This is a genomic window from Streptomyces viridifaciens, assembly GCF_001888885.2.
GTDB lineage: Bacteria > Actinomycetota > Actinomycetes > Streptomycetales > Streptomycetaceae > Kitasatospora > Kitasatospora aureofaciens.
Window position 1 is genome coordinate 4,468,483 of sequence record NZ_CP090841.1, and the last position, 11,742, is coordinate 4,480,224.

10 protein-coding genes are annotated in these 11,742 nt (G+C 70.3%); 3 read left to right on the forward strand and 7 right to left on the reverse strand.

All coding sequences use genetic code 11. The features are described from left to right. Window positions 1–51: 51 nt before the first annotated feature. The 7 genes from BOQ63_RS27120 to BOQ63_RS27150 form a co-directional block, all read right to left on the reverse strand. The gene (locus BOQ63_RS27120) at window positions 52–822 is read right to left on the reverse strand and encodes a succinate dehydrogenase iron-sulfur subunit (protein WP_030280945.1); all 771 of its coding nucleotides are present in this window, start codon (window positions 820–822) and stop codon (window positions 52–54) included. Then, window positions 822–2,564, reverse strand: a complete 1,743-nt coding sequence (sdhA, locus tag BOQ63_RS27125; RefSeq protein WP_072655109.1) for a succinate dehydrogenase flavoprotein subunit — start codon at window positions 2,562–2,564, stop codon at window positions 822–824. The genes BOQ63_RS27120 and sdhA overlap by 1 nt, the downstream gene beginning before the upstream one ends. Window positions 2,565–2,615: 51 nt before the next feature. After that, a complete protein-coding gene (gene sdhD / locus BOQ63_RS27130; protein ID WP_030280950.1) occupies window positions 2,616–3,107 on the reverse strand; it encodes a succinate dehydrogenase, hydrophobic membrane anchor protein in 492 nt (163 codons plus the stop codon). A 7-nt stretch (window positions 3,108–3,114) separates the two neighbouring features. After that, window positions 3,115–3,495: a succinate dehydrogenase, cytochrome b556 subunit gene (gene sdhC / locus BOQ63_RS27135; protein ID WP_033332398.1), complete on the reverse strand. Its 381-nt coding sequence runs from the start codon at window positions 3,493–3,495 to the stop codon at window positions 3,115–3,117. 323 nt (window positions 3,496–3,818) lie between these two features. After that, window positions 3,819–4,304 carry a 2-oxo-4-hydroxy-4-carboxy-5-ureidoimidazoline decarboxylase gene (locus BOQ63_RS27140; protein WP_030280952.1) on the reverse strand — a complete coding sequence of 162 codons (486 nt, stop codon included), beginning with the start codon at window positions 4,302–4,304 and terminating at the stop codon, window positions 3,819–3,821. Between the two features lie 282 nt (window positions 4,305–4,586). Continuing rightward, window positions 4,587–6,233 (reverse strand): alpha/beta hydrolase, encoded by a 1,647-nt coding sequence (locus tag BOQ63_RS27145; RefSeq protein ID WP_030553154.1) that lies wholly within the window; start codon window positions 6,231–6,233, stop codon window positions 4,587–4,589. A gap of 76 nt (window positions 6,234–6,309) precedes the next feature. Further along, window positions 6,310–7,065 carry an SDR family oxidoreductase gene (locus BOQ63_RS27150; RefSeq protein ID WP_030280954.1) on the reverse strand — a complete coding sequence of 252 codons (756 nt, stop codon included), beginning with the start codon at window positions 7,063–7,065 and terminating at the stop codon, window positions 6,310–6,312. A gap of 168 nt (window positions 7,066–7,233) precedes the next feature. Here BOQ63_RS27150 and BOQ63_RS27155 point away from each other — a divergent pair, with 168 nt between their 5' ends. The 3 genes from BOQ63_RS27155 to BOQ63_RS27165 all read left to right on the forward strand — a co-directional run bounded on the left by BOQ63_RS27155 (window position 7,234) and on the right by BOQ63_RS27165 (window position 11,632). Then, entirely contained in the window at window positions 7,234–8,814 is a 1,581-nt protein-coding gene (locus tag BOQ63_RS27155; protein ID WP_030280955.1) for an acyl-CoA mutase large subunit family protein, read from the forward strand. Window positions 8,815–9,066: 252 nt separating this feature from the next. Further along, window positions 9,067–10,320 (forward strand): amidohydrolase, encoded by a 1,254-nt coding sequence (locus BOQ63_RS27160; protein ID WP_030280956.1) that lies wholly within the window; start codon window positions 9,067–9,069, stop codon window positions 10,318–10,320. Between the two features lie 253 nt (window positions 10,321–10,573). Continuing rightward, on the forward strand, window positions 10,574–11,632 hold the full coding sequence (locus tag BOQ63_RS27165; protein WP_030280957.1) for a BMP family lipoprotein: 1,059 nt from the start codon (window positions 10,574–10,576) through the stop codon (window positions 11,630–11,632). Window positions 11,633–11,742 lie beyond the last annotated feature (110 nt).

Here is an 11,742-nt window from a genome sequence, read left to right on the forward strand (position 1 = left end):
CCCGTCCGATCGGTCGATCGGACGGGGCCTTCGGCCTGCCTCAGGGCGGGATCAGAAGCGGCGGGTGACCAGCGCCCGCTTCACTTCCTGGATCGCCTTGGTGACCTCGATGCCACGCGGGCAGGCCTCCGAGCAGTTGAAGGTGGTGCGGCAGCGCCACACGCCCTCACGGTCGTTGAGGATCTCCAGGCGCTGCTCGGCACCCTCGTCGCGCGAGTCGAAGATGAAGCGGTGCGCGTTGACGATGGCAGCCGGGCCGAAGTACTGGCCGTCGTTCCAGAACACCGGGCAGGACGACGTACACGCGGCGCACAGGATGCACTTGGTGGTGTCGTCGAAGCGCTCGCGGTCCTCGGCGGACTGCAGGCGCTCGCGCGTCGGCTCGTTCCCCTTGGTGATGAGGAACGGCATGACGTCCTTGTACGCCTGGAAGAACGGGTCCATGTCCACGACCAGGTCCTTGAGGACCGTCAGGCCCTTGATGGCCTCGATCGTGATCGGCTTCTCCGGGTTGACGTCCTTGATCAGGGTCTTGCACGCCAGCCGGTTGCGGCCGTTGATCCGCATGGCGTCGGAGCCGCAGATGCCGTGCGCGCAGGAACGGCGGTAGGTGAGGGTGCCGTCCTGCTCCCACTTGATCTTGTTGAGCGCGTCCAGGACGCGCTCCTTCGGGTCCAGCGTCAGCTGGTAGTCGACCCACACCGGGTCCGGGTGCTCCTCCGGGTTGAACCGGCGGATCCGGAAGGTGACGGTGATCAGCTGGATACCGCCGGCCTCGGCCGCGTCCAGAGCGGCCGAGTGCTCCACAGTCGGAGTGCTCATCAGTACTTACGCTCCATCGGCTGGTAGCGGGTCGTGACGACCGGCTTGTAGTCGAGGCGGATGGAGGTGCTGCCGTCGGCGGCGACCTCCTGGTACGCCATGGTGTGCTGCATGAACTTCACGTCGTCACGGGTCGGGAAGTCCTCGCGGTAGTGACCGCCGCGGGACTCCTCGCGGGCCAGCGCGGAGACGGCCAGCACCTCGGCCAGGTCGAGCAGGTTGCCCAGCTCGATGGCCTCCAGGAGGTCCGTGTTGTACCGGTAGCCCTTGTCCTGGATGGAGACGTTCTTGAAGCGCTCCTTCAGCGCGGCGATGTCCTCGACCGCCTGCTTCAGGGTGTCGCCGGTGCGGTACACCATCGCGTTGGTGTCCATGGTCTCCTGCAGCTCCTTGCGGATCTGCCCCACGGACTCGGTGCCGGTCGACTCGCGCAGCTGCTCGACCATGGTCTGGACCAGCTCTTCCGGGTTCTCCGGCAGCGGGACGAACTTGTTCGCGTTGGCGTAGTCGGCGGCGGCGATGCCCGCGCGACGGCCGAACACGTTGATGTCCAGCAGCGAGTTGGTGCCCAGGCGGTTGGCGCCGTGCACGGACACGCAGGCGACCTCGCCGGCCGCGTACAGGCCGGGGACGATGTCGGTGTTGTTGCGCAGGACCTCACCCTCGACGTTGGTCGGGATGCCGCCCATGGCGTAGTGCGCGGTGGGCTGGATCGGGATCGGGTCCGTGTAGGGCTCGATGCCGAGGTAGGTGCGCGCGAACTCGGTGATGTCCGGCAGCTTGGCGTCGAGCTGCTCCGGCGGGAGGTGGGTCAGGTCCAGGTAGACGTGGTCGCCTTCCGGACCGCAGCCGCGGCCCTCGCGGATCTCGGTGTAGATCGCGCGGGAGCAGACGTCACGGGACGCGAGGTCCTTCATGACCGGGGCGTAGCGCTCCATGAAGCGCTCGCCGTCCTTGTTGCGCAGGATGCCGCCCTCGCCGCGGGCGCCCTCGGTGAGCAGGATGCCCATGCGCCAGATGCCCGTCGGGTGGAACTGGAAGAACTCCATGTCCTCCAGCGGCAGGCCACGGCGGTAGGCCACGGCCTGGCCGTCACCGGTGAGGGTGTGGGCGTTCGAGGAGACCTTGAACATCTTGCCGGTGCCGCCGGAGGCGAACACGACGGCCTTGGCCTGGAAGACGTGGATCTCGCCGGTGGCCAGCTCGTAGGCGACGACGCCGGCCGTCTTGCCCTCGTTGATCAGCAGGTCGAGGACGTAGAACTCGTTGAAGAACTCGACGCCGTGCTTGACGCAGTTCTGGAACAGCGTCTGGAGGATCATGTGGCCGGTGCGGTCGGCCGCGTAGCACGAGCGGCGGACCGGGGCCTCGCCGTGGTTGCGGGAGTGACCGCCGAAGCGGCGCTGGTCGATCCGGCCCGCCTCGGTGCGGGAGAAGGGCAGGCCCATCTTCTCCAGGTCGAGGACGGCGTCGATGGCCTCCTTGCACATGATCTCGGCGGCGTCCTGGTCGACCAGGTAGTCACCGCCCTTGACCGTGTCGAAGGTGTGCCACTCCCAGTTGTCCTCCTCGACGTTCGCCAGGGCGGCGCACATGCCGCCCTGGGCCGCGCCGGTGTGGGACCGGGTCGGGTAGAGCTTGGTCAGGACGGCGGTGCGGCTGCGCTGCGTCGACTCGATGGCCGCACGCATGCCGGCGCCGCCGGCGCCGACGATGACGGTGTCGTACTGGTGAATCTGCATGGGGGGTTAACTCGCCTCTGGCCTCTGCCGATGGTCGATGGTGCTCGCGGCTCAGATGTTGGGGTCGAAGGTGAAGATCACCAGGGTGCCGAGCAGCACGGTGAAGACCGTGGCGGTACCCATGAGCCCCTTGAGCCAGAGCCGGGTCGAGTCCTTCTCGGCGTAGTCGTTGATGACCTGACGCATGCCGTTGGCGCCGTGGAGCATGGCGAGCCAGAGCATGAGGAGGTCCCAGCCCTGCCAGAACGGCGAGGCCCAGCGGCCGGCCACGAAGGCGAAGCCGATCTTGGAGACGCCCCCGTCGAGGACCAGCATGATCAGCAGGTGGCCGAGGATCAGCACGACCAGGACGACACCGGACAGGCGCATGAAGAGCCAGGCCAGCATCTCGAAGTTGGTGCGGGTGCGGCGCGGGGTCTTCGCGGTCCGCTTGCGCGGCGGCTCGATGACGAAGGCGTCGGCCGGGTTGCCGGTGCCGAGGCCCTTGCCGGTGTGCGCGTGCTTCGAGGGGACGACGAGCGCGTCGGAGATTTCCGTGGACATGGTCAGCTCACTTCCCGAACCAGGAGATCAGCGTGTGCTGCAGGATCCCGTAGAAGGAGCCGGCCATCAGGACGACCCAGACTCCGACGACGGTCCAGAGCATCTGCTTCTGGTACTTCGGGCCCTTGGACCAGAAGTCCACCGCGACGACGCGCAGGCCGTTGAGCGCGTGGAACAGGATGGCGGCCACCAGGCCGTACTCCATCAGGTTCACGAGCGGAGTCTTGTACGTCTGAATGACGGTGTCGTAGGACTCCGGCGACACTCGCACCAGGGCGGTGTCCAGGACGTGGGCGAACAGGAAGAAGAAGATGAGGACGCCGGTGACTCGATGAGCCACCCAGCTCCACATGCCTTCCCGGCCGCGGTACAGCGTTCCAGCCGGCACGGAAAAACCCTCCGGAAGCGATTGGGGGCTCGGCCGGCTTCGGTGTCGGTCAGCCCGGCCGGGTACGGTCCACCGGCCGCCAGCATCCTATCGACGCCTTGTCGGGAACCGCCTCCGGGGCCCCTATGTGTGATCAATCAGGCACTTCTGGCCTAGTGGGGCGGGAACCAAACCCCGTTTCATCACTTCTGGTGGCTGTTCGGTCACCGAGAGATAGCGGATTCCGGTCCTCGGCACCCGCTGACGCCGCCCGCCGACGCCCCCGTCCGACGCCGAAGCCGCCGGACGGCCCGCCCGTCCGGCGGCTTCGGCGTCGGCGGGGCTCAGTGCGCCCCGGCCTCCGAATGGGTGGCGACCAGGTGCTCCAGCCGGGTGAGGGCGATCCGCCGGAGCTCGTCCGCCGCGATCAGCCGCTCCTCGTCCGGGTCGTTGGCCAGCCGGGTGCGGATCGAGGAGAGCACGGTGTCGAGCATCTCCTCCGGGTCGACGCGGTCCAGGCAGACCACGAAGACGTGGCCGAACCGGGCCTCGTACGCGGCGTGGGCCGCCCGCAGCGCGGTGTGCGCGGCCTGGCTGCCCGGCGCGCGCATGCCCAGCAGCGGCTGCGGCATCCAGCTCTCGTCGGCCAGGGCCTCGGCGAGGTCGGCCGGGCGCAGGTCGTAGGAGGCCTCGCTGGCGGCGGCCAGCAGGGACTCTATGTCGGGGTAGGGGCGGTGTGCGGTGAGCCGCAGGGCCCAGCGGTGGCTGCCGCAGCAGGCCAACAGGGCCTCCTCGGCGGCCCCGGCGTCCGCTTCGTTGAAGCGGTGCAAGCCGAGGAGGGTCGGCTCGGTGCTGGCGTCGGGCCGCTGTGACGGGATGTCGCTGGCCAGCGGGTCCTCCTCGTGAGGGCGGGAAGGGGCCGGTGGGGTGGTGGAGCAGCTGGAGGATGGGGGCTGCTGGGGTGCGTTCGACGCCGTCCCGGCAGCTCCTCAACGGTAGTTGAGTGGTCATCAGTTGGGGAGGGCGAGCGCGGAATTCATCCGGACGAGCTATCAAGTTGTGACGTTGACACCTGCACGTCACCGCCCTCCCCGTCCGCCTCCGCCTCCGGCTCAGCCGCAGCGGGTGCCCTCGGCCGGCATGGTGCCGTCGGTCAGGTAGGCGGCCATGGCCAGGTCGATGCAGGCGCTGCCCTTGCCGAAGGCGCCGTGGCCCTCGCCGACCCGGGTGAGCAGGGTGGCCCGGGCGAAGCCCTTGGCCAGCTTCTCGGCCGAGGCGTACGGGGTGGCCGGGTCGCCGGTGGTACCGACGACCAGGATCGGAGCGGCGCCCTCGGCCCGGATGGTGTGCGGCTTCTCCTGGGTCTTGAACGGCCAGTAGGCGCAGCCGGGCTCCAGGTAGTCGTCCACCGTGACGCCCTTGGACAGCAGTGGCGCCTCGGCGAGCAGCCGGTCGACCGCCTGCTGGGCGTGCTCGCGGGTCGGCGCGGGGCGGGCGGCGTCGGCGCAGCTGATCGCGCCGTTGGCCTCGTCCATCGGGCTGTAGTGGCCGTTCCCGTCGCGACCGTCGTAGTCGTCGGCGGCGGCCATCAGGTAGTCGCCCTTGTCGCGCATCATCGCCCAGCCGAGGCTGTTCCGCAGGTACTTCCAGGAGGTCTTCTCGTCGCCGTAGAGGAGGGAGATGACGCCGGTCCAGGCCATGTCGCGGCCGAGCTTGCGGCCGTCCTTGGCGGTCAGCGGGTGGTCGTGGAGGCCGTCCAGGAAGTCGGCGGCCTTTCTGGCGGCCTTGGTCCGGTCCGTGCCGAGCGGGCACTCGGCGGCGTGGTTGTCCACGCAGTCGTCGGCGAAGCGCTGGAAGGACTTCTCGAAGCCGATCTGCTGGTCGACGCCGTGGTCCATGGTGTCCTGGGCCGGGTCGACGGCGCCGTCGAGGATCAGCCGGCCGGTGTTCTGCGGGAACTCCTCGGCGTACAGGGCGCCGAGGTAGGTGCCGTAGGAGATGCCGAGGTAGTTGAGCTTCCGGTCGCCGACGGCGGCGCGCAGCACGTCCAGGTCGCGGGCGGTGTTGCGGGTGCCGACGAAGGGCAGCAGCTTGCCGGACTTGGCCTGGCAGGCGGCGGCGTGGTCGGTGGACTGCTTGACGTGGGCCGCCTTGCGCTCGGCGGGGTCGTCCGGGGTGTCCGTCTGGTTGACGGCGTCGAGCTGCTCGTCGTCGTAGCAGACCACCGGTGAACTGTCGCCGGTGCCGCGCGGGTCGAAGCCGATCACGTCGAAGCGAGTGTGCAGGGTGCCGTCGAAGTCCTTGGCGCCGTACTTGACCATCTCGACGCCGGAGGCGCCGGGGCCGCCCGGGTTGACCATCAGGGAGCCGATCCGCTGGTCCTTGGCGGTCGCCGGGTACCTGATCAGCGCGAGGTCGATCGCGTCGGAGGCGGGGTTGGCGTAGTCGAGCGGGACGTGCAGCCTGCCGCACTGCATGCCGGAGATGTCGATCTTCGCCCGTTCGGCCCTGGGGTCGGCCGGACAGTCCGCCCAGGTGATCTGCTGGCCGTAGAACGGCTTGAGCGCCGGGTCCGCCTCGCCCTTGGGCTTCGGGGTCGCAGCCGGACTGGCGGTGGGGCCGGCCGAGGGGGCTGCGGTGCCGGAGGCCTTGTCCTGGGCCGTGGTGGCCGAGTCGTTGCAGGCGGAGGTGAGCAGGAGGGTGCCTGCCGCCACGGCGGTCAGCAGTACCCGTGGGCGGGCGGCCCGGAAGATCGTCATCACACGTGTGTACCACTCGTGTACGACACGTGTTCGACTGGGGGTGCCGGGCCGCTCCGCCGCGCACGGGCCCGGGTCAGCCGCGGTGGACCTTGTGGTTGGCGGCCTGCGCCCGCGGGCGGACCACCAGCAGGTCGATGTTGACGTGCGAGGGCCGGGTGACCGCCCATGCCACGGTGTCCGCGATGTCCTCCGAGGTCAGCGGCTCGGCCACGCCCGCGTACACGGCGGCGGCCTTCTCCTCGTCGCCGCGGAAGCGGGTGACCGCGAAGCCCTCGGACTTCACCATGCCGGGAGCGATCTCGATCACCCGGATCGGCTCCCCGCACAGCTCCAGCCGCAGCGTCGCCGCGATGGTGTGCGCGGCGTGCTTGGCCGCGACGTAGCCGCCGCCGCCCTCGTACGCGGCCAGCGCGGCGGTCGACGAGAGCACCAGCACGGTGCCGTCGCCGGTGGCGCGCAGGGCGGGCAGCAGCGCCTGGGTCACGTGCAGCACGCCGAGCACGTTCACCTCGTACATGGCCCGCCAGTCGGCCGGGTCGCCGTGCTCGACGCTCTCCGCGCCGATCGCGCCGCCCGCGTTGTTCACCAGCACGTCCACCCGGCCGACCTCGGCCGCGAAGGCGTCCACGGCGGCCCGGTCGGTGACGTCCAGGGTGACCGCCCTGGCCGAACCGCCGCGCTCGCCGATCTCCTTGGCCAGTGCCTCGATCCGCTCGGTCCGGCGGGCGGTCAGCACCACCTCGAAGCCCTCGTCGGCCAGCCGGCGGGCGGTCGCCGCCCCGATTCCGCTGCTGGCACCGGTGACCACGGCCACCTTCTGCTCGGTCATTGCCACTCCCTGGGGCTCATCCGGTCGTTCACCCGATCATCTCAACCGCGTTCTCGACGGTCGCCTCCGGGCGCTCCTGCCCCGGCGCGCCCTGCGGCGCGGGGCGGGCCGGGCGTGCGGCCGGGCCCTAGGTTGGGAGGACCGACCCCGCGCCCCCGTGGAGGACCGATGCCGCGCCGCTCCGAGTCAGGCTTCCCGATCGATCAGCTGTACGGCCCCGAGGCGCTGGCCGGCTGGGATCCGGACACCCGGCTGGGGCGGCCGGGGGAGTACCCGTACACCCGGGGCGTCTACCCGACGATGTACACCGGCAGGCCGTGGACGATGCGCCAGTACGCGGGCTTCGGCACCGCCGCCGAGTCCAACGCCCGGTACCGCCAGCTGATCGCGGGTGGCGGCACCGGCCTCTCGGTGGCCTTCGACCTGCCCACCCAGATGGGCTACGACTCGGACGCGCCGCTCGCCGCCGGGGAGGTCGGCAAGGTGGGCGTGGCCGTGGACGGCGTCGAGGACATGGCGGTGCTCTTCGACGGCATCCCGCTCGGCGAGGTGTCCACCTCGATGACCATCAACGCGCCCGCCGCCCTGCTCCTGCTGCTCTACCAACTGGTCGGCGAGGCCCAGGGCGTGCCGCCCTCGGCGCTCACCGGCACGGTGCAGAACGACGTGCTGAAGGAGTACATCGCCCGCGGCACCTACATCTTCCCGCCGCAGCCCTCGCTGCGGCTGGTCGCGGACGTGTTCCGGTACTGCCGGGCCGAGATCCCGCGCTGGAACACCATCTCGATCTCCGGCTACCACATGGCCGAGGCGGGGGCCGATCCCGCGCAGGAGATCGCCTTCACCCTGGCCAACGGGATCGCCTACGTCCGGACCGCGCTCGCCGCCGGAATGGCCGTGGACGACTTCGCACCCCGGCTCTCCTTCTTCTTCGTGGCCCGCACGACGCTGCTGGAGGAGGTCGCCAAGTTCCGCGCCGCCCGTCGGATCTGGGCCAGGATCATGCGCGAGGAGTTCGGCGCGCGGGACCCCCGCTCGCAGATGCTGCGCTTCCACACCCAGACCGCCGGGGTGCAGCTGACCGCCCAGCAGCCCGAGGTGAACCTGGTCCGGGTCTCGGTCCAGGCGCTGGCCGCCGTGCTCGGCGGCACCCAGTCGCTGCACACCAACAGTTTCGACGAGGCGATCGCGCTGCCCACCGAGAAGGCCGCCCGGCTCGCCCTGCGCACCCAGCAGGTGCTCGCCCACGAGACCGACGTGACGGCCACCGTCGACCCCTTCGCCGGCTCCTACGCGGTGGAGTCGCTGACCGACGCCGTCGAGGCCGCCGCGCTGGCACTGATGGCCCGGGTGGAGGAGCAGGGCGGGGCGGTGGCGGCGATCGAGCAGGGCTTCCAGAAGGGCGAGATCGAGCGCACCGCCTACCGCCTCCAGCAGGAGACGGACTCCGGTGAGCGCACCGTGGTCGGGGTGAACCGCTTCCGGCTGGACGAGGAGGAGCCGTACCAGCCGCTGCGGGTGGACCCGGCGATCGAGCGGCAGCAGGCCGAGCGGCTGGCCCGGCTGCGGGCCGGGCGCTCCGCCACGGCCGTCGGCCGGGCACTGGATGCGCTGCGCCGTACGGCCGAGGGGCCGGAGAACGTGCTCTATCCGATGAAGGAGGCGCTGGCCGCCCGGGCCACCGTCGGCGAGGTCTGCGACGCGCTGCGCGGGGTCTGGGGCACGTACGCTCCGGTGGAGCGTTTCTGACCGCTTCCGAGCCGGTCCGAGTGGATCCGAGCGGTTCCCGCGCGCCACTGACCGGCCGTCAACCTCCGTCGGCCGTCGAGCCGGTGTCGGCCGTGACCACCGGCCCGGGCGATCGTTGCACAGGGCAAGCAATCCGGGGAAGGCGGCTGAAACGAGATGTCATACCCACCTGTCCGACCGGTATGCACCCATCCGGGGACTAGTTTTCCGGAAGTCGGGCCAAATCCCCCCAACGGGCCTATTCTTGGGGAGATGAACCGTCCTGAGCCCGCTCAGCCGGGCACCACTCTCGCCACCGCCAGCCCCGCCGCCGAACTGCGCGACCGGGTCCGGAGGCTGGAGCCCGAGCTGATCGCCTTCCGCCGTGACCTGCACCGGCACCCGGAGCTGGGCCGCCAGGAGTTCCGCACCACCAACCTGCTGCGCGACCGACTGGTGGCGGCCGGCCTGGAACCGCGGGTGCTGCCCGGCGGCACCGGTCTGCTGGTCGACGTCGTCCCCGCCGGCACCGCCCCCGGCGCCGAGTTCCTGGCCTTCCGCGCCGACATCGACGCGCTGCCGATCGACGACGCCAAGACCGACGTGCCGTACCGCTCGACCGTTCCCGGCCGGGCTCACGCCTGCGGTCACGACGTGCACACCTCGGTGGTGCTCGGTACCGGTCTGGTGCTGGCCGAGGCCGTCCGCAACGGCGAGCTGCGCCGCCCGGTCCGGCTGGTGTTCCAGCCGGCCGAGGAGGTCATGCCGGGCGGTGCGCTCGACGTCATCAAGGCGGGCGGGATGGACGGCGTCGGCCGGATCTTCGCGGTGCACTGCGACCCGAAGGTGGAGGTCGGCCGGATCGCCCTGCGGGTCGGGGCGATCACCTCGGCCTGCGACCGGCTGGTGCTGCACCTGGACGGCCCCGGCGGGCACACCGCCCGTCCGCACCTGACCACCGACCTGGTGACCGCGATCGCCCGGATGGCCTCCGACCTGCCGGGCGCGCTGGCCCGCCGGATGGACCCGCGCTGGGGCGTCAGCCTGGTCTGGGGCCGGATCGCCTCCGGCTCCGCGGCCAACGTCATCCCGCAGCACGCCGAGCTGGAGGGCACCGTCCGCTGCCTGGAGCTGGACGGCTGGCGCGAGGCGCCTGAGCTGCTGCACGAGCTGATCGCGAAGCTCGCCGAGACCTACCGGGCCAAGTGGACGCTGGACTACCACCGTGGGGTGCCGCCGGTGGTCAACGAGGCGGTCTCGGTCGGGCAGCTGGAGGCGGCGATGACCGCCCGGTTCGCCGAGGACGGTGCCCAGGTGGTCGAGGGCACCGAGCAGAGCCTGGGCGGCGAGGACTTCTCCTGGTACCTGGAGCACGCCCCGGGCGCGCTGGCCCGCCTCGGCGTCCGCGCCCCCGGCGACAGCACCGTCCGCGACCTCCACCAGGGCCGGTTCGACGTGGACGAGCGGGCGATCGGTGTCGGCGTGGAGCTGTTCTCGGCGCTGGCCCTGGAGGCCGACCGCACCTGACCGTTCCCGGGGGTGTGTGGTCGACGCGTGACCGGGTCGAGGAGATCCGGGGTTGCGGCACGGTTCCGTAAACTGGGCGGACCAAGACTCGGATCACCGTCCGCGTACGGGAAAAGAGCCTTCGGTGGGCCTTCAGACCACGGTTTGATAACAACCCGAATGCTCCGGCAGCCCGTAACCCAACCGTGTTCTACGCGCGTTACGGTGGCGTCCGACCACGCTAAACGGGTGCGTGTGAGAAGGAGATACTCCCTTGCGCCGTTCAATGAAGCTCGCCGCGGTTGTGCTCTCGGGTTCCCTGGGCATGGCCTCGCTCGCCGCTTGCGGCGCAAAGAGCACTGACACCAACGCCTCCTCCGGGTCGTCCTCCGACGCCCTCAAGGTCGGTATGGCCTACGACATCGGCGGCCGCGGCGACCAGTCCTTCAACGACTCCGCCGCGCGCGGTCTGGACAAGGCCAAGGCCGACCTGGGCGTCAACGTCACCGAGGCCGAGGCCAAGACCGGTGAGGCCGAGGCCGACAAGGAGACCCGCCTGAAGAACCTGATCGACGGTGGTTACAAGACCATCGTCGCCGTCGGGTTCGTGTACCAGCAGGCGGTCGACAAGGTCGCGAAGGACAATCCGAACGTCAAGTTCGCGATCATCGACTCGAACGACAAGGACCAGCCGTCCAACGTCACCTCGCTGCTCTTCGCCGAGCAGGAGGGTTCGTACCTTGCCGGTGTCGCCGCGGCCAACAAGTCGAAGGCCCACCACATCGGCTTCATCGGTGGTGTGCAGTCCGAGCTGATCAAGAAGTTCGAGGCCGGTTACAAGGCGGGCGCCAAGTCCGTCGACCCGAACATCCAGATCGAGACGACCTACCTCACCACGCCCCCGGACTTCTCCGGCTTCAACTCGCCCGACAAGGGCAAGGAGGCCGCCCAGGGCCAGCTCGACAAGGGCGCGGACGTCATCTACTCCGCCGCCGGCTCCTCCGGCAACGGCGCCATCGAGGCCGTCGCCACCGCGGGCAAGTGGGCCATCGGTGTCGACTCCGACCAGGCCAGCCAGCCGGCCCTGGCGAAGTTCAAGAACAACATCCTGACCTCGATGGTCAAGAACGTCGACAACGCGGTCTACGCGTACATCGACTCGGTCAAGAAGAACACGCCGTTCACCGGCATCAAGCTCTTCGACCTGAAGGCCAACGGCGTCTCGCTCGCCACCACCGGCGGCAAGATCGACGACATCCAGGACAAGCTGAAGGCCGCCAGCGACGCCATCACCAGCGGCGCCACCACCATCCCGACCGCGCCGACCTCCTGAGGTCAGCGCGTCTCGGACGCGACCTGCGCCTGCCGCCTGCCCGGTAGCGCGACGATCGACACAGTTCACGGGAGGGGCCCGGCAGGGTGCGCTCAACGCGTACCCCCGGG

What these genes read in the sequence shown, in the direction of transcription:
- BOQ63_RS27120 (WP_030280945.1), bottom strand. Translation starts at nt 822, where the DNA reads ATGAGCACTCCGACTGTGGAGCACTCGGCCGCTCTGGACGCGGCCGAG.
- sdhA (WP_072655109.1), bottom strand. Translation starts at nt 2,564, where the DNA reads ATGCAGATTCACCAGTACGACACCGTCATCGTCGGCGCCGGCGGCGCC.
- sdhD (WP_030280950.1), bottom strand. Translation starts at nt 3,107, where the DNA reads ATGTCCACGGAAATCTCCGACGCGCTCGTCGTCCCCTCGAAGCACGCG.
- BOQ63_RS27145 (WP_030553154.1), bottom strand. Translation starts at nt 6,233, where the DNA reads ATGACGATCTTCCGGGCCGCCCGCCCACGGGTACTGCTGACCGCCGTG.
- BOQ63_RS27150 (WP_030280954.1), bottom strand. Translation starts at nt 7,065, where the DNA reads ATGACCGAGCAGAAGGTGGCCGTGGTCACCGGTGCCAGCAGCGGAATC.
- BOQ63_RS27155 (WP_030280955.1), top strand. Translation starts at nt 7,234, where the DNA reads ATGCCGCGCCGCTCCGAGTCAGGCTTCCCGATCGATCAGCTGTACGGC.
- BOQ63_RS27160 (WP_030280956.1), top strand. Translation starts at nt 9,067, where the DNA reads ATGAACCGTCCTGAGCCCGCTCAGCCGGGCACCACTCTCGCCACCGCC.